The organism is Blastopirellula marina DSM 3645 (assembly GCF_000153105.1).
Taxonomy (GTDB): Bacteria; Planctomycetota; Planctomycetia; order Pirellulales; family Pirellulaceae; genus Blastopirellula; species Blastopirellula marina.
Map to the genome: position 1 here is coordinate 3,426,940 of NZ_CH672376.1, position 18,703 is coordinate 3,445,642.

General features: G+C 58.1%; 10 protein-coding genes. 1 reads left to right on the forward strand and 9 read right to left on the reverse strand.

Annotation, left to right across the window (positions count from 1 at the left end):
• Positions 1–18: 18 nt before the first annotated feature.
• Genes DSM3645_RS15770 through DSM3645_RS15785 form a run of 4 tightly spaced genes read right to left on the reverse strand, consistent with a single transcriptional unit; the run spans position 19 to position 6,370 of the window.
• The gene (locus DSM3645_RS15770; RefSeq protein WP_002653227.1) at positions 19–2,280 is read right to left on the reverse strand and encodes a VWA domain-containing protein; all 2,262 of its coding nucleotides are present in this window, start codon (positions 2,278–2,280) and stop codon (positions 19–21) included.
• Between the two features lie 27 nt (positions 2,281–2,307).
• Complete coding sequence (locus DSM3645_RS15775) at positions 2,308–4,416, reverse strand: vWA domain-containing protein (RefSeq protein ID WP_002653228.1); 2,109 nt, start codon at positions 4,414–4,416, stop codon at positions 2,308–2,310.
• A 41-nt stretch (positions 4,417–4,457) separates the two neighbouring features.
• Complete coding sequence (locus tag DSM3645_RS15780; RefSeq protein ID WP_002653229.1) at positions 4,458–5,366, reverse strand: DUF58 domain-containing protein; 909 nt, start codon at positions 5,364–5,366, stop codon at positions 4,458–4,460.
• The gene (locus tag DSM3645_RS15785; protein ID WP_002653230.1) at positions 5,363–6,370 is read right to left on the reverse strand and encodes an AAA family ATPase; all 1,008 of its coding nucleotides are present in this window, start codon (positions 6,368–6,370) and stop codon (positions 5,363–5,365) included. Before DSM3645_RS15785 ends, DSM3645_RS15780 begins: the two co-directional genes overlap by 4 nt.
• Positions 6,371–6,932: 562 nt before the next feature.
• Here DSM3645_RS15785 and DSM3645_RS15790 point away from each other — a divergent pair.
• The gene (locus DSM3645_RS15790; protein ID WP_202594950.1) at positions 6,933–8,414 is read left to right on the forward strand and encodes a mechanosensitive ion channel family protein; all 1,482 of its coding nucleotides are present in this window, start codon (positions 6,933–6,935) and stop codon (positions 8,412–8,414) included.
• Positions 8,415–8,539: 125 nt separating this feature from the next.
• Here the strand turns inward: DSM3645_RS15790 and DSM3645_RS15795 are convergent, their stop codons facing one another.
• The 5 genes from DSM3645_RS15795 to DSM3645_RS15815 are packed head-to-tail and all read right to left on the reverse strand — an operon-like array spanning position 8,540 to position 18,689.
• Positions 8,540–9,526 carry a hypothetical protein gene (locus tag DSM3645_RS15795; RefSeq protein WP_040351888.1) on the reverse strand — a complete coding sequence of 329 codons (987 nt, stop codon included), beginning with the start codon at positions 9,524–9,526 and terminating at the stop codon, positions 8,540–8,542.
• Position 9,527: 1 nt separating this feature from the next.
• On the reverse strand, positions 9,528–11,906 hold the full coding sequence (locus tag DSM3645_RS15800) for a glutamine amidotransferase (protein WP_002653233.1): 2,379 nt from the start codon (positions 11,904–11,906) through the stop codon (positions 9,528–9,530).
• Positions 11,903–15,625, reverse strand: coding sequence for a DUF4175 family protein (locus tag DSM3645_RS30045; protein ID WP_040351889.1), 3,723 nt, complete (start codon positions 15,623–15,625; stop codon positions 11,903–11,905). The genes DSM3645_RS15800 and DSM3645_RS30045 overlap by 4 nt, the downstream gene beginning before the upstream one ends.
• Complete coding sequence (locus tag DSM3645_RS15810) at positions 15,622–17,730, reverse strand: BatA domain-containing protein (RefSeq protein ID WP_002653235.1); 2,109 nt, start codon at positions 17,728–17,730, stop codon at positions 15,622–15,624. The genes DSM3645_RS30045 and DSM3645_RS15810 overlap by 4 nt, the downstream gene beginning before the upstream one ends.
• Complete coding sequence (locus DSM3645_RS15815; protein WP_002653236.1) at positions 17,727–18,689, reverse strand: DUF58 domain-containing protein; 963 nt, start codon at positions 18,687–18,689, stop codon at positions 17,727–17,729. Before DSM3645_RS15815 ends, DSM3645_RS15810 begins: the two co-directional genes overlap by 4 nt.
• Positions 18,690–18,703 lie beyond the last annotated feature (14 nt).

Sequence of the window (18,703 nt, forward strand, 5' to 3'; positions counted from 1 at the left end):
GGTCAGCCGTACTTCGTGTTAGATGAGCCCTGACATGCGGCGAACGGCCCACGTACACCCCCACAGTCCAAACGACAACACTAGCACCCACCAGCGATCCCACGCAGAGGTACGAACGATTCGTTCTGGCCGATTGCGATCACGGTGCTCGACGAACGCTTGATGAAGCATCTCTGGCAATTGATCGACTGCATCCCCTTCCAACGCTTTGGCGCCGCTCCGTAGGGCCAAGTCTTGCATCGCCAACGGACGCGCGACCACATCTAGTCGCTCTTTCAAATTGCTGGTGACATCAAAACTGGTCTCCGCAGCCATTTCTGTTTCGGCGCCGGTCAATGCTCTCGCGGTATAGTGTCCCGGCGGCAGTCGGCCGAAACTAACCTGAAAAACGCCGCTCTCTTCGTCTCCAATCGGGACGATGGTCTGCGGTTTAGCGAGCGAATCGCTGATCAGCTGTACGTTGGGCGTCGATTTCCAGACGTCGGGTCGAAGCAGCAATGTGGCCGTCGCCGACTGGCTGGAACTGAGAGTGACAGCGTCGGTCCGGAGGGCGATCTGTTGATTCGGCAACAGGCCAGCATGCGAAACCAACCACCGCACCAAGCTGCGCCACAGTTGCGCATAGACCGCGTCTTGTTGCTGATGCTCTGGCGGTAGAAACGCCCAGCGCCACATGCCGGAGCCCTCAAGCACGACGACTCGCCCTCGTCCCGTTGGCCGGAAGGTGATCAGCGGAACCGCTTCCGCTTCGCCCGAGCTGGTGGCCAATACGGTGGTCAGCGGCTTCACATCCTCTGGCTTCGCTGACACGGCCAACGATGGCAACAACGCTAAATTCTGGCCCGTCTCCGGCAGCCATTGGGCCGATTCGCCCATGTCGGTCAGCGCCAGACGGAAGTGCGATTCTCGATCCGGCGACCACTCCACCGGCATCAGCGCCTCCAACTGTTGATTCAACTGCGACGCCGGCGCTCCGCGAAAACAGACGAGCGTGCCTTCGCTGGTGGTCAGCCAACTTTTTAGTTGTCGCAACGATTCGTCGGTCAGATAAGCTTCGGTGCTGCGGCCGAGCAGGATAATTTGAAATTGCGATAGGAACTCGGGGTCGGAAAGCACCTGGGACGCACCCTTGTGAATCTTCCACTGGTCACTGGAAACATTTGTTGGATCTGCTGACTCGGCGTCGGCTGTCATTGCAGAGGTACGTTGCACTTGACGCTGCAGAAAGCGGCCTGGCGCCATTTGTACGACGCTGGTCAATGCGACCGATGGATCGGCAGAGAGCGTGCGGATGAGAAACTTCGAATCCCAATACGGCTTTCCTTCCAACAGCAAAATCGACACCGGTTGATCGATCACTCGCAGTTGCAGCGTAGACGAGTTGTTTAAGTCGGTGACTTCGTTATCCAGCGGTTTGGCGGAAACGGCGTAGTTGTAGAGCCCGCTCTGCTTTTGCGAGACGTAGAACCGCTCTTCGATCGGCGTGTTATCGGTGAGTGAGACAACGCGGGACTCGACCGTTTCGCCGTTGCGCTGCAGCAAAAGCTCTGTCGTCTGAGGATTGCCGTAGCTGTGCGACAGGCGCACCGTGATCGGGACCTCTTGGTCGGCGAACGCCAACTCTTGCGACTGCCGTAATGAAATCTGCAGGTCGCGCACTCCGGCTTGCGTGCCGATCGTACGAACAAACAGCGGCGTGCTGAGCGCATTGGCTCGCTCGCCAATCTTCCGCAGCGCAGCCGCCGAAGCGCCCGACGTATCAATCCCGTCGCTCAACACGAGCACCGCCTGACCGGGAGGACGATCTTCTCCCAACACTTGGTTCAAACTGCCGGCCAGATCGGTTACGCCGCCAACAGGGGTGAGCTGCGCGAGCGATTGCAGGTCCGTTGGCGAACTCGTCTGGTCAAACGCGCGAAGTCGAATTTCGTAATCCTCGCCTAGCTGGTCAACCACGCTTTGAGCGATCGCTTGTCCAACCGCCAAACGCGATTGACCAGTCGCGTTTCCATCGGCAGTCCCCATACTTGCCGAACGATCGATCAACACCGTCAGCAACGGTTTGCCCGGCGGGGGAGGACTGCGCCGTACCCAAATCGGATTTAGCAGAATCACCAGCGGGATCAGCATGCAAACGCCCATCCATCCCATCACCCAGGCCAGCCGACGCCGCGGAAGCTTGCTAGCGGTGCGCCGCGCGTAGACCACCAGAATCGCCGCGGCGGCTATCGCCAGCGGCAACCAAAGTGCGAGCGGAATGTGAGGATCAAAACGGATCAAGAGGACAAACCTTAAGCAGACGGAAAATCAGGTTCGAAAAACCATTAACGTCGCTACCTCGGCCAGCAGACAAACGAGCACGCCAACAGCGAACCACTTCCACAAATCATGTTCCCAAGCCGCGCTCGCGCCTGGCGCCGAAAAATGCACTTCGTGTCCAGTGACCAGTCGGTCCAGCACTACATCGGCAGGCAATGTCGCCAGGTCGGCCTCTTCGGCAGGGATCGCGATCGCCGCCGCAAACAGCGTCTCGCGGTTGTCTTGGATTTGATAAACGCCTTGGACGTCGGGCGCGTCCCATTGCCAGAGCACGGAGTTGCCTTCGTCAAGCAGTCGTCCCAACGATTCGTCTGTCGCCGGCTGTACGTCGGAGTCGCGTACGATGCGGAGCGTATCGGCCGCGCGACCTGTATCAACTTGCGCCACCAGTTTTTCACCGCAAAGATACGTTTCTGATCCTGAGTCGGTTGCGAGCAGCTCTTGCACCAACTCGTCCAAAATGGGAACCAATGCACCGGTCTTCCAGATGTTCGAGCTAGTCAAATCGGCGTTCACGATCGCTAGCGTTCCGCCGGAGACCGTCGACGCGACCACAATCGCCGGCGTATCGTCGCTATACATCGCTCGGATCGAATCATCCGCCGCCGGATTGACGACCGAGCCCCCTTGAATGCTCAGTCCTCCACCAAATCGAAGCGGTTCGATAAGCGCCGGCAAACTATCGCCAAAGCTCGCGAGCGGCGGACGCGGAGATTCAAACGTCACCAGTCGTAGATCATGACGATCGGCCCCTGGGGCCGGCGGAGCAAAGCGAACCGCTAGCTCCAACTGACTTGCTTCGACCAGCCGCGCTAGATTGACGGCGTCGATTGAGTCACTCGCGATATACAATAGCGAGCGTCCCCGCGTCAGTTGTCGAGCGATCACCTCCAAATGTTCCGGCGACAGTTGGCCGCAATCATTGATCACTATCAGGTCCGCATCGGTCAGCGACTGATTGTCGAGCAGGCGCGGCGGAATACGATGCAGTCGACTGGAAGCTGAGTCCCAATCGTCTTCCGGCGCCAAAGCAACGGCCAGAATATGACTCGATGACGTCCCCTCCCCTGTCTGTTGCGTAATCAGCACATATTGCGGCTCGCCGCGCAGCCGCGCCACGACGGGTCGCCAATCGTCGCCGGGTATCGTATCTTCCGAATCGACCAGCCGCACCTGTCCAGCAATCCAGCCGGTCATTCGAATCGGAATCTCCTGTTTCAACAGCGCTTCGTCCTGTGGATCGCAGACGCCGGAGAGACGATACGCGGCGTCGCCGATTTCGGCCTCGACGATCAAGTTGCGACTGGTCGGACTGTAATTGCCGACGCGCACGGTCAACAGCACTCGATCTTGTCGCGCTCCTATTGGTTGACAAACGGCGCTCAAAATCGCCAAGTTGTCTGGCGTCTCTTCCGCCGCCGTCGACTCCAACTGAATTTTCGTCGCCGGGGCAATTGCGTCAAAATTGGCTGCGCCCCAGCCGCTGCGTTGAAAATCGCTAATCACCACCAGTTCACGCCGACGCTGATCGTTTTCATCCAGTGGAGCAAGCTGACGAGCCGCTAGTTCAAGCGCCGCGTCCACCGCCATCCGCTCTGGAAGGGCTGCGGCGCGGGATAGCTCTTCGCGAAGCGCCTCGAAGTTGGTAGAGACATTTTCGAAGACGGCGTGCGGCTGAGCGCCGGCGATGATTAGATTGGTGCGCAGTCCGCTCCGATATTGCAGATAACGTTCCGCGATCGTCCGGGCACGCTCAACGCCAGGCGTATTGCCAGCGGTTGCGGCCATGCTTTGACTCACATCCAGCACCACAACGCGAACGGCGTCTCCGCCGTCATCGATAATCAGCGGCGGCTCGCCCCACTGCGGCCCGGCGAAGGCGGCGGTTAGTAACAAGATCGCGACACAACGCAGCGCAAGGATGATCCAATCACGCAGACGATGAGCGGCGCTGCGACTTTGCACCGCTTCACGGACAAATCGCAACGTCGAAAGCCGCATGACGACCGGTCGCGGTCGCGTAAGCCAATGAATAAGCACCGGCGCGGCGACGGCCAATAAGCCTAAACCGAAGATCCATGGCGCCGCGAAGGTCATACGTGTCTGTTCCGATCGAAGTTGCGATGTCGCGAGTAGGGTTATCCAGAGCGTTCCATCAAAAATCCGCCGAGCGATTCCAAATAGGGAATCGAGGTCGAGATGCGGCGATAGTCGCAACCAGCGGCCAACGTCATCTGCCGGACCATCGCCTGATGGGCCGAAAATCGCCGTTGGTAATCGTCCCGAAATTCATCCGGCGTACAACTCAACGATCCCCCTTTTTCCATCTCTTCAAACCGAAACGAGCTGCCTTGCGGCAACGTCTCTTCCTCGGGATGGATCAGGTGCAGCGTCAGAACTTCGAGACCACGATGGCGAAATAGTCGCAGCGCCGCGAAGGTCTCGTCCAAATCCTCCATCAAAAAGTCGGAGACGAACAGCAGCACGCCGCGTTGAGTCGTGCGCTCGAACAGTTCTCGTAAGCCTGGAGCCGATTGTGTGGTCGCTACGGTTTTGATCTGTTCGATCTGCTCCATGATCCGCATCACGTGCGCCGATGTGCCGCCTGGCGACAGATGATCTTCCAGACGCGACTTGAGCACCGCGAGTCCGACTTGATCCTGGCCGAGACTAATAATGTAGGAGAGCGCCGTTGTCAGAAATTGAGCGTATTCGAGCTTCGAACCTGTGCGCAACTTACTGCCCGAGAAAGCCATGCTTTCGCTCGCGTCGATGGCCAACATGCAGACCAGGTTGGTTTCTTCCTGGTGGAGCCGGACAAAGCTTTTACCGGTACGCGCGAGCAGTTTCCAATCGAGTCGCCGGAGGTCTTCTCCACCGCTGTACTCACGGAAGTCGACAAACTCGCCGGCGCCACCTTGTTGGCGCGATTTGTGTCGGCCGCTATACGAACCTTCGACGCGATGCGCCGTCGTGAATCGCATGTGCGCCAGCGCCGAAAGCGCGCGGCGATCGAAAAATCGCGATCCTTGTGCAAGCGATGTCATCCGACGTCTTTCAACAGTCCCTCAATGATCTGCAGCGCAGTCACCGAGTCGCCGATCGCGCGATGGTTGAGAATGATGCGATGCCGCAAAATCGGGCCTGCCACGCGCCGAACATCCTCTTCGGTCGGCGCCGTTCTTCCGTCGAGCAGCGCACACGCTTTGGCGGCTAGCACCAGATTTTGCGAGCCGCGGGGGCCGGCGCCCCACGAGACGTAATCGCGGACCATCGCCTGAGCTCGATCATCTTCGGGCCGACTGCCACCGCACAACCGCACCGCATAGCTGGCGACATTCTTGGGGACCGGTACGGCCAGCACTAGATCGCGCAGTTCCAGAAATTCGTCTCGGTTGAGCGCCGCGGCCGGCATGACCATCGGCCCCGAGGTGGTCTTCAAGACGATCTCTTCTTCCTGCTCCGGTGTCGGATAGCCGAACCGGATCTCCATCATAAAACGGTCAAGCTGCGCCTCGGGCAGCGGATAGGTCCCTTCCTGCTCGATCGGGTTTTGCGTCGCGACCACCAAAAACGGCGACTCCAACGGATAGGTTTGCCCACCTACGGAGACTTGTTGCTCGGCCATCGCTTCCAGCAGCGCCGATTGCGTCTTGGGCGCCGCACGATTGATTTCGTCCGCTAGCACCAAGTTGGAAAAAACCGGACCAGGCCGAAAGACCATTGTTGGACCTTGGTTCTCTTCTCCTCGGCCCAGCAGTTCATAGCCGGTCACGTCCGATGGCATTAAATCTGGAGTGAACTGAATCCGTGAAAACTTCCAGCCAAACGCCGACGCTAGCGCCTTGACCATCAAGGTCTTGGCCAGTCCCGGTACGCCGACCAGCAGCGCATGCGATCCAGTCAACGCACAGACCAACAGTTGATCGATCGAATCATCTTGACCAACCACCACCTGATGCAGACTCTCACGAATCGCCTGAACGCGCTGCGTAAAATCACCTAGCTTTTCGTCTGCTTCCGCTGCGGCGGAGACCGTAGCTTCACTCATTGTCTCTCCTTGATTCCACGGCCGAAGATTAGATAGGAGGCCGAATGGATCGATCGAAGTGTCAGTTTAGCGCTGATGAAAAGGATCAGAAGCGTGACAAGATCGGAACCTAATATTTCACGCGAAACGCTTGCGCACTTCACGAGTCTCCCGCAACCCGTCTGGTGGCATATTACCGCGCCGGAGGGGGCCCCGCAAACTTTTGGTTCGACAACTTCGCATTTTGAAGAACTCAAATAAAAAACGGACAATTCGCCTTCATTTGCCACTTTGGAAAGAACTTGGTTCCGGTCACCGAACGGCTTGCCAATTCTTTCCAAGTCAGGCCGAGAGACTCCTGTAGAGAGATGAAGTATCCAAGCGCCGGCTTGGTGGACGTTTTAGAATAGATCGATGTGGAGAGCGGTCCGCTGGTTGCGTTTTCACGCTAAGATGGTGACTTAGAAGATGTCAGATCGACGCACGCTATCCGGCGAATCGAGTAGACCCAGACGCCGCGTAGTCCGCTCGCTTTACGCCTGCCGACGGTAACGATTGACTGATTTAGAAAGAGAGTATCCCTGTGCGGCGAACTGCCCCCACTGGTTATCGACAAAAATTACTTGCGGCGCTGTTAGTGCTTCCCCTAGGCATGCTGACCGCGACGCTCGTCGCCCAAGCGCCGGCCGAAACGACCGGTCCAACCGACGCGCCAAATCAACAGAAGGCGCCCAATGAGGAAGAACTTTCGCTCGCGCCCGCCAAAGTCGACGTAAAACCAATTGCACGTGACGAAGAAATTCGCATGCGCCTCCAGAGCGTGCTGAACGCGACCGGCTGGTTCATGGAGCCCTTGGTGCGGGTCGAAGAAGGAGTCGTCTTTCTCAACGGTCAGGCGGAAACCGATGAACTCAAAAAATGGGCTGGCGATTTAGCCAGAAACACGCAAGATGTCGTCGCCGTGGCCAACCGCATGGACGTGCCGGAACCGTCGGTCTGGGATTTCGAACCTGCGTGGAACGGTCTGACGGTCTTATGGCGAGACATTATCCGCTCACTCCCTTTCGTTGCATTCGGACTGTGCATTTTGATCCTTTCGGTTGGGGCCGGCCTGCTCGCTACGCGCCTCGCGGGGTACCTACTTCACCAGCGAATTCGAGCGACCCTGCTGCGAAACGTCCTTGCCCGCGGATTGGGCGTAATCGCATTCCTTTGCGGCACGTACGTAGTCCTCAGGGTTTCTGGATTGACGCAACTCGCACTGACCGTCGTCGGCGGCACCGGCCTGATCGGGTTGGCCTTTGGAATCGCGTTTCGGGACATCACCGAAAACTTTCTGGCCAGCATCTTCTTAAGTATGCAACAGCCATTCGAAACAGGCGACCTGGTCGACGTGGTTGGCGTGACAGGGTACGTGCAGCAGTTGAATGTCCGTACAACGATCTTGATGACGCTCGACGGCAACTTGGTGCAAATCCCCAATGCGGCCGTTTACAAAAGCAACCTTCGCAATTTCACGGCCAACGCTAACCGGCGCGAAGATTTTGTCGTCGGCATCGGTTATGACGATTCGATCAACGAGGCTCAAGAAATCGCGCGGAAAGTGCTCGAAGAACATCCGGCCGTTCTAAATGACCCCGAGCCGTCCGTGCTTGCCGATAGCTTAGGTGGAACGACCATCAACCTGCGTGTTTACTTTTGGATCAACGGCCGCGAACATAGTTGGTTGAAGGTGCGTTCGTCTGTAATCCGGCTGGTGAAGTCGGCATTTCAGGAACAGGGAATCTCAATGCCCGACGAAGCGCGCGAGGTCGTCTTTCCTAACGGAGTCCCCGTCACGATGCTCAACGGGACGCCGGGAGAGTCGCCCCGCGTCGAGCGAGTCCCCACTCCACCACCCACGAATGATCGCAACGAGACTGCGACCAAAGCGGAAGGTGGCCTATCCAGTGAAGCCGGCGTCATTAAAGAGCAGGCTCGCCAGGTTCAGCCGCTGAAAGACGAAGAGAATCTCCTGAAAGGTCCCACGAGCACTGCTTCGACCAAGCCCCCAGGGGCTTCGTAAAACATCCGACGACAGAGCCGATAAAGTTTGTCACTGGCCCCAGGAGATCGCTCCGCGGTTCACCACCGAGCGGGAGCGTCACTATCGTGTCGCCCCGTTTTCCAGCGATGCCACGATCCAACGCTTTATTTCGGCTGTTCCATCGATTGATAGATTTTCGCCAACGGCAGGAGTATCGCTTCCAGGCGATTGAGATATTCCCCTTCGGCAAGCTCCCCTTTCTGTTGACGGAGTTCGGCGAGTTGACGTTCAAGAGCGTCACGTTGCTCGCGCTGTTCTGCGGAGAGAACCAGCGCATCTTCTCCAGGGACAAGAATAAATTGGTTGGCGAAAGTACCGTCGGGCAAGGTCGCGTCTTTGGACCTCTTGATAAGGTGAATGCCGCGAAACCAATCGGCCGGCGTCCCTTTGCCGTCGCCGTTGTCGTCGCCGTTGTCGTCGAGCAGCGAATGTTCGGTCGCTAAACGCGCGTCGGAGTCATAGTACTCTTGCGTTTGTTGGGCGGCGGCGAGCCAGGCTTCCAGCAGCGATGTTTGGCCATCTTTGTCGAGATCGCCGGCAGCGTCGCCGATTGCTTGGGAGAGGTATCCGCCAAAGCGAGCGAAGTTTTGCTCGTATCCGCTTTGAGTCGCCGCTAGGACAACCCGGTTCGCTTGGGCGAGCTCACTGACAAAAGGACCGCTAGCCGAGGCGCAGTTAATGATGGCCGTTCGACAAGAAAGAGGCGCCAGACGCTCGGCCAATTCGGTCGCCGTGATATCGGCGCCGCGGAGGTTGAATTTCGCTTTCTTGCCGTCAAACGTCCCGTGTCCAATCAGCACGACCCACAATGTCTCGGGAGGTTCTTTTGCGAGCGCAGCGAGCGTCTCGCGCAGGATCTCTCGATCTTCCTGCTTGGCGAGATCTGCGGAAGTGAGACCGATACACGTGAACGAACTCTCCCCTTTGGCGGTCGCTTCTTTCCAGCGATCGGCCCAGTTGGCGAACATTTCTGCGTACTGCGCTTCTCCCGGTTCGCCGACAACCACGATCACGGCAGTCGAAGGAGTCGGCTGGGCCGGCTCCGAATCGGCGCCAGACATCAGCGCACAGCAGGCGACAAACCACATCATCTTAGGCAAGTCCTTTCCATCGTCGAATTCCCCATTCCGATACCAACAGACCAACCGCCAGCAGAAAAACAGCCCAAGTGTGCCAAACCGCGTGAACTTTTGGTTCGACGATCGGAATGTCTCGTTCCGACAAGGTCCGCACAAAATTGTCCAGGTCGGCTAGATCGACGACTTCCCCGCCTGACTGCTGGGCGATCGTTTCTAGAAAGTCGCGATTCGGTTTCAAGGTCAGGAATTCTTCGCCGGCCGGTTCCGATACCCAACCGGTTGCCGTTTGTTGGATTTCGCTGCCGTCGGGATTCCGAGCGGTCACCAGAGCGCGATACGCGCCCGGCGTGCGAGGAACGTAGTTGGCCGCATATTGCCCAGACACAGCATCCTTCGCTGCGGCGGTCAGCGTCAGCGTCTCCCCGTCCGGCGTGCTGACCTCGATCGTCACGCTGGCGTTGTCGAGCGGTTTGAAATTCTCGTCGTTAACCTCAACGGCGATCTCGATCGGACGACTGGGATCGGCTTGCTGGCGAACCGCTTCGACCTTCACTCGCTGCGGAACGTCCCCCACTAGCCAGCGAACGGTCTGTCGCCAGGCTTTTTCGAGATCCTCGTTGTCGGGGGATTTTTGGTGCAATTTCCAACGCCACAAGTCGCCCATCAGCATCGCCGCCGTTCGTCCTTTTCCAAATCGCTGGGTGACCAGCACGGGACGCGTCTCGCCTTGTTCGAGCGGCGCCGTCAACAACTGGGTCGCCCCCGGCTTGAGCGCGCCGACCGCATTCAGCGAGCGTAGTCGCGGCATCTCTTCCAGACGTTGCGCTTCTTCCTGCTCAGTCGCGCGGACGCGTACCCACGGTTCTAACAAGCCTTCGCGGGTCATCTCCAACGCAAACTCGGCTTGTTGCGGCGGTTTGGCGACGGCCGTTAGGTAGATCGGCAGCAGTTCGCCGATCGGCGTGCGATGGTAACCCCCTTCGCTGAACGACTCGATTCCGCCGAGCATCAAAAAGCCGCCGCCGCGGAGGCTGACGAAGTCTTGAACGAGCGACTTTTGATCCTGCGTAAAGAAGTCCGCTTCTAGATCGTCCAAGATCAGCGCGTGATACTCGAACAATTCGTCCGGCGATTTGGGAAAGCCGCCGGTTAACTCGCCCTGTTCAAGCTTTCCTACGCGCAGCAGCACCGCTTCGTCGTACTGTTCGACCTGCTCTTTCTGTTCGTCATCCGAGTTGGTGAAGATTCGGTTGGCGTTGGAGTCCTTATCGCGAAATTGAAATTTGGGCTCTCGTTTGGCGATGCGGACCAATGCGTCAAGTTTAATCTCGTCATCTCCGGCCAGCGCGCGATTCAAAAACTTGAATTCCCAGTTCGGTCGCCCTGACACGTAGAGCACTTTGTATGGGCCCTGACCTCGGTCGACGACCACCATTCGATTGTTGTTGAGCAGCGTCGCTTCGGAGCTTTTGCCCGTATCTTCAAACAATCCGGTCTCCGATTTCGCGAAGGCGCGGACCTGGTAAAAGAGAACTCCTCGCTGCGTCGGCTTGACCTGAAACCGGACCGAGAAGATTTGATCGTCGCGAATATCGCTGACCGTTTGCGTTTGCAGACGCTCTCCCTTGTCGTCGAGCAGTTCGACCTCGACCGACTTGCCGGCGAACCCAGCCCCTTCAATCTCGGCGGTAAGAGTGACCGGAGCGGCCTCGAAGTTGGTTTGACTTGCCGTCACCCGCCGCACGCCGATATCGTTGGCGGTTTGTTCGGCGCCCAGGATCACAGGAAAGATCGGCGGAAATTGGCTCCAGTCGATATTCGCCTCAGAAAGATCGGTTGCATTGCCGTCCGTAAAGAGCAGGATGCCGGCGATCGGCCGCTCGGCGTAACGATCGGCTACGGCGGAGAGTGAACTCACCATCGACGAAGACTCGCCGGCGGCGGCGAACTCTTGAAAATCGGCGACCGGAGCGAGTTGGTCGTCAAACTCGTAGCGACGGACGTCAAACTCTTGCCCCAAGCGAACTTGCCAGGCTTCGCTGCGATCGAGCCGCGCCTTCAGAAGGTCGGCCCGCGTCTTTGACTGACCGCGATCGGAAACCTGCAGACTTTGCGAGCGGTCGGCGAGAATCGCGAACAGATTAGCGCCGGGAACCGGTTTCGATTCGCTCCGCATCGGCTCGACCAAGATCATCGCCAACAGGGCGATCGCCAGAGTTTTCAGTGCGGCGCAGCTTAGCTTCAACCACAACGGCGCTGCGATCGTGCGATACGCCCAGACGATCAGTAAGAACAGAGCGCCCCCGAGCAACCAGGCAGGAACCAACCAGTGTTGATCCGCCCAAACGTTCGGCCACTCAAGAATAAACTGCTCGCGAATCCAATCGCTCATTCACTGCTCCCCAAGCGTTCGTAATAGCGACGAACGGCATTCTCGTATTGCGCAGGAACAGGATCTTTGTCGATCGGAACCCTCGCGTCGTCGGCGGTCCGCTTGAGCAGCTCTTCCGCGACTCGGTTTTGGAGTCGGGTCAACGGTTTGGAGATCTTTTCCTGGATGATGTCCCACTGCGGCGCTTCGGACTGACCCTTGATCTCACGACGAATCTCGCGGGCTTCATCCCGAATGCGAGCCGCTTCCGCTCGCAGTTGCGGATCGTCAACGATCTCTTCGACATCACGAAGCCGATCGGACCAGTCGATGAAATCATCGCCGGAAAAAGGAGAATTCGGCTGAAAGCCCCCCTGCTGTAAGAACCGATCCAGTCCGCCGCCAGGCGATGCGTCCTGACTGCCCGACTGACCTTGTCCTGGTTGTTGTCCTGGTTGTTGTCCTGGTTGTTGTCCTGGTTGTTGTCCTGGTTGTTGTCCTGGTTGTTGTCCTGGTTGTTGTCCTGGTTGTTGGCCCGGTTGTTGGCCTGGTTGTTGGCCCGGTTGTTGGCCCGGTTGTTGGCCCGGTTGTTGGCCCGGTTGTTGGCCCGGTTGTTGGCCCGGTTGTTGGCCCGGTTGTTGGCCCGGTTGTTGGCCCGGTTGTTGTTCACCTGGTTCGCCGGATGGTTGCGTCTCTTGCGGTGGCTGTTCCTCTCGATTTTGGCCGGGTTGGTTCGGCTCGCGTCCTGCGGCGCGGGTGATCTCTCCTTCAAGGTCTTCGTTCAGTTGCTCGAGTTCACGCAATGCTCGCCGCAGCGTTTCGGTCTCGTCCCCGAGAATCTGCTCGGCGGCCTGCTGGACTCCTTCGGCAAGTTGACCGATGCTCTCCCGCGCTTGCGCTTCCTGTCGGATCGAGTCTTCCAAAAATCCGCGCCGCAGCGAAGACTCGGCGGCGTCGAGCGCTTTCTGCGGATCTGTCTTGCGGGTGTCGCGGATCGATTCGTAAAGTTTTTCGGCCAACAGCGGTTGCGAATCCTCGGCCTCTTCGATCGTTTCTCGCATCTGATTCAAGAGCTGCTCCAGCCGCTGCTGTTGCTCGCCAAGTTGCGATTGCGTCTCTTCACGTTGCCCCGATTCGCGCAGCGAGTTTTCCTCTTCTTCGCCGCCGCTACGGAGTTGCTCGAGCTGTTCCGCCAGTTTTTCTTCTTCCTGCATCAGATCTTCCGCTTGCTGTTGCAGATCGCGGACCTGTTGCTGAAATTCTCCGGATGAGCGTTTTTGAAATTCATCTTGCAACTCGTTGAGTTCGCTCTGAGCGCGAGTTCCGGCGTTTGCGGCCTGCGTGACCATCTGTTCTTGCAACGCATCAACCGACTGTCGGACGTTTTCACGCGCCTCTTCCAATTGCTGGCGTTGCTCGGCCATCCGCTCCTGATTTTCAGGCTCCTCCATTCGCTGCTGCAACTCTTCGGTATCGCGGAGAATCTCCTCTTGTTCTTCCCGTAAGCGTTTCAGCTGTCGCTCGGCCTCGGCGCGCTCTTCCGCAGTCTCGGCCGCTTCAAGCGCCCCTTGCTGTTCTTTGATCCGTTCGTTGAGGTCGTTTTGTCGCTGCGAAAGTTCCTTCAACCGGTTCAGAATCTGCCGATCTTCGCGGGCCTCTTGCTGTTGCTCGGTTTGGGCCTGCTCTTGTTGGGCATAGCGGTTTTCGTCTTCCTTCAGCTGCAACTGCTGTAGTTGTTGCTGCGAACGACTGCTCTGCGATTGCTGAGACTGACTGGACTGCTGCGATTGGCTCGACTCGACGACCTCGTGTTCGCGTGCTCGCAGGCGGAGCAAACTTTGATAGGCGGCTTGTTCGTGACCAAGCGCCGGCTGAAGTTCCGATATTTTGGGCCCGCCTGCCGCCGCTTCCAGGGTAGAAATCGCTTGCAGCATCGACTTTTTCACCTGCCCGACATGCTCGAGCGACTGCGAATCTTGCAGATTTTGCTCTAATTCGGCGACGAGAGCGAGCGCCTCTTGTTGCGATTCGACTAGCAGTTGCAGGTCGCCGCTAAACTGTGATGTTGGTTGGTCGCGACTCTCGCGACGAATCACTTTCCAGGTCGCGTTGATGATTTGCTTTTGCAGTTCGGCCAGCTCTTGCGCCTGCTCGGCGTTCCGGCCCCCTTGTTGTTGCTGCTGTTGCTGCGAGCCTTCCGGGGGTTGGTCTCCTTGGCGAAAGATTTCCTCGAAGGGGCGAACCTCGGCGAAGAAGAGATCGCTGGACGTTCGGCGACTCTCGCCGCTGGGACCAATGTCTTCGGCCCAGAAGTACCACGAAAGAAGTTGATCCGGCTCGGCGTCCAACTCCTCAAAAGCCAGCAGATGCTCGGCCTGAATCCGATCTTTGGTCGGAAACTCTTCACCGAGCAGTACTTCGCGCTCGAGCTTGCCGGGAATCGAATAGCTGACGCCGACGCGCTGGAGACCAAAGTCGTCCCAAGCGGAAGCGGCCAAATCAACTTCCTCGATCGGAGACACCTCCATGTCGCGGGCCGGCTGAGCGAGCTTGATATCGGGAGGGCGATTCGCAATCATGACGACACGAAAATCGGCCGGATGCTTGTCGGTTCGCCCTGCGTCGTCGGTCAATCGCAGCGCCAGTTGACGGGACCTATCGACGACAAACGTCACCGCATAGGTCAGCGGATCGGCTGGGTCGATCTCGAGCGCGAGAATTTCTTCCCCGGCTTTCGTCTCTTCGACAAACTGGGCGCTGACCAGCGGTTTGTTGACGTGACACAAAATGGTCAACTCGGTCCCTTCGACTGCCGAAACGCGGCGCGTATCCTGCACTAACTTTTCGGCTTGGCCAGTGTAGCTGGGGAAGACCAGCTTGGCGTCTGCCTGCAGCAGCTGCGGATACTCAAAGACTGTCACTGCATAATCGGGCGTGACTTGATCGCCGAAGGCGACCCGATAACGGAGCGGCTCGGCGACGGCGGCGATTCGTCCGCCGAACAACGGATCATCCAGCGATTGCGACATCGCGACGGAATGCTCTTGGCCATCCTGCGTCGTATATCGAAGCGTCGCTTCCGGCGGCAAGCGATCGGCGAACCGCGCAAGCACCAGCAGACTAGCTCCCTTCTCGACTTCGGTGTCGCCAGGTTCAATGCTTGCTTCGTATTCGGTTCCGCTTAGCACCACGTCGCCAAATTGGAGGGTTGCGTCAGGATTTTTCGCAATCAGGTCGACGTTGAGCGATTGAAGTGCGGCGACAGCGACGATTAACAGCACGCAGCCGCTCACCGCCCAACAGCGCGCCATCCCCATCTGCGTGCGGGAGATCAAGTTTCGCCAGTCGTGACGCAGCGCATGGTGCAGCGACTTATCCACAACGGCGCGTTGTAAATAGCCCAAACCTTGCGTCGAAACATGCGGGTCCTGCTCGACCGCGGTCAATAAGGCCGAGTTGAGTTGCGGGAACCGCGTTTCAATCTGCTGCGCCAAGCGGCGCACGTTCCTCCCCGAGGCGATGCCGACGATCATCGCGACAAGCGAACCGACCACCGCCGTGATCATGGCGAGCGGTATTATCCCTTCTACCACCAGGCCGTAGTATTTGCTGATCCCATACACGACGCCTAATAGCGCCGCGATCGAAAGCAGGACGAACCCCACGCCGCACCAGATGCGAAAGAGACGTAACCGCCGGGCGACGCCTTGCAATTGGCCATTGAGCTGACGATCCATCATGCGAGGTCTCCCATGACCTGAACAGGTTGACGACTTCTACGAGCTGCGAGCCATGTTTCGACCCCCAACAAGATCAGCACGGCGACGATGAGCCACTTCCAGATCTTCTGACGGTTTTCAAGTTCGAGATCGCGGAGCTGTCGCATCCGATCGAGCTGCGTGGTTTGCGACGGCGCAGCGCCTAGCGCGATATCAAACTGCTCCAGCCGCTGGAGATCGAGCGGATCGGTTTCGCTTTCGCTATCTGCGACATTGACCGCAAACTTTGTTTCCTGACCTTCGTCCAGCAGCGAGTAGATGCCGGGAACAAGGGTCGCCGCGAAAACGGTATCTTGCTCAGCCAATTCTATCTTGTCGCCAGTCGGCGTTTGCACGACTCGTTTCCCTAGGGCTGTCGGCAACGGTACAGGTTGATTGACGACGTACGATTGCGACGCGAGACGCCCTTTGGCGGCCAGTTCCAACCAACGTGACAGCAACGGTAAAAACTTGGTGGAAAGCGCCAATTGACTATCCGCGCGACTCCAACCGGCGCTCATCACGTACAACGTTCCCTCGCCGCGCTGGATCGACCACAATGCAGGCGTATCATCACTGAAACGTGCGATGACAGCGGCGCCTTTAACCTCGTCCAGGTTAACTTGTCGATGCCGCCAGAACCGAATCTTCGTGAAATCGTTGTAGCGGGCGCCCGCGAACGGAACGAACAGCGGATGCTGGAAATCAACATATCCCAGCAGAGCGAATGAATCTTTCGCCGCGCTATTCTGGTCGCTGGGCGGCAAAAGTTGGACCCCGCCTAACCAGGCGCCCATTTCACGGACCATGTCGTCGCTGCTAAGTACGACCAGCGCGTCTCCTCCTTGCTCTAAAAACTTGTTGACGCCATCTTGCTGCGTCTGGCTCAGCGAGTGAGCGATCACTGCGAAGTAGGGGGCCGCGTCAATCTCCCAGTTCGGCATTGCTTCGGTCTCGACTGCCGCGATTTCTATTTTGCGAGCAGGGGTTTCGTCGAAGGCTCGGCTGAGATAGAACCGCATCTGTTCAGGATCGTCTGCTGCGTCTGAGCCAAAATAGGCCAGGCTGATTTGTTCCTGAACTGCGGGGACCTGATAAAAGGTATTGTCGAAGTCGAGCCCCGGTCCGTCGCCGCGAAGCAGCAAGCGATCGGGCGACGAGCTGCCGATCTCCAACGGAACGTCCAAGACCAGGCTTTCGCCTGGCGGCACATAAAACGAAACAGGCCGCGATCGATCTTCGGCGCCGTCTTTCCAGACGACCTCGAACTGTTCGATCTGGGAACCGGCGACGTTTCGGACGCGAACGCGCGGAACTCGCTCGCCGTCGGTCTCTTCCTCTTGCGACGCGATAAGACGGACACGAGCGTTCGAGATGTCAGCGGGAATGACGTTGTGAACCTCCAAACGGACCGACTCGGGCCATTGGCTTGTCTGTAACGCATCCAATTGCGAGCCGGCCTGCACGTCGCCTACCAGAACGATCTGCAGCGCGGCGTGCGTTTGGTGCAGGTCGTCAGCGGATTCCAATCGCTCGGCCACGCCGAGCAAAGCGGATCCTAAATCGCTCGCTCCCCAGGTAGGCGATAGTTCGGCCAGTTTGTTGCGAACCAGTTGACGACGTTGGTTTTGATCAAACCCGGCCAAGCTCTCCGGCGCAACGAGCATTTCCAGCTTTTCGTCAAAGGCGAACAACGAGACTTCGTCGGTCGGTTCGAGTCCGTCGATTACTTCCTTCGCCGCGGTGATCGCATCGTCCCAGACCGCGCCTCGACGCATGCTGGCGCTGTGATCGACCAGGATCGCCACATGCCGCTGCGGCGCGTCGCTGAGTGATAATTCGGCCTGGGTCCGGAAATAGGGGCGCGTGAAGGCAAACGCTAACAGCAAGATCGCCAGCGCTCGCAACAGCAGCAGCAACCATTCATCCAACCGACTGCGGCGCGTTAACCGCGGCGGCGAAGGCTGAAGAAACATCAGCGAACTAAATTCGTACCGAGCTTTGGGCGTCCGCCGGATCAAGTGAAACAACAGCGGCGCCGCGATGGTCAACGCACCCAGCAGAAATGCTCCGTACAGCAAACTCATGACGAGCCTCCTGCCGGCCTTCTTTGCCGAACGGCGCCGCGACCTCGTTTCATGCGATCGGCAAGCAGATCAAAGAGGATCAACTCGAGCGGTCGATCGATCGAGATTTGATGCAATTCAATCCCCAGCTGATTGCAAATCGTCTGCACCGCGCCGGCATGTTCTTGAAACGCCGACAGATAGTTTTCTCGTGCGGCGTCGGGATCAATGTAAAGGTCGCGTCCCGATTCGATGTCGTGAAACATCGCCGGCTTATCGAAGCGGAAATCGATTTCTCGTGGATCCAACACGCGAAGGAGAATGACTTCGTGCCCTCGCGTCCGTAGGTAGCTAAGATTCTTTTGGAGCGATCCAATCGGCGTAAGCAAATCCGAGATCAGGACAACCACTCCCCGCTTGGCGACGGTCGCGGCGACCTGCTCTAGCGGCTTCTCAATATTGGTCGCCGTGCCGGCGGGTGCGCGTTCCAAGCTCATCATCAGTTGGTGAATTTGCCCAGGACGAAACCGAGGAGGTATCAGGTCAAGGATCGTCTCGTCGAATGTCAGCAAACCGACCGCGTCACGCTGCAGCGAGAGGAAGTAGGCGATCGTCGCCGCCGCCGTCTTCGCATAGTCGGCCTTGTTGTAGCCAACGGTGCCGTAGGTCATCGAACGACTCAGATCCACCAGCAAATGGCAGCGCAGATTCGTCTCGTCCTCAAAGCATTTGATGAAATAACGGTCGGACCGCGCAAAGAGCTTCCAATCGAGAAAGCGAGGATCATCCCCCGGTGAGTATTGGCGATATTCGGTAAACTCGACCGAAAACCCGTGATAGGGCGAACGATGCAGTCCTGATAAAAAACCTTCGACAATCGCCCGCGCGCGGAGTTCGAGGTTCTTCATTCGCATTAACGAACCGGGATCGATGAACGAAGATTTTTTTCGTCCCGCGCCGGTGTTGGATCCGTTTTCCATGGGAATGGATGCGC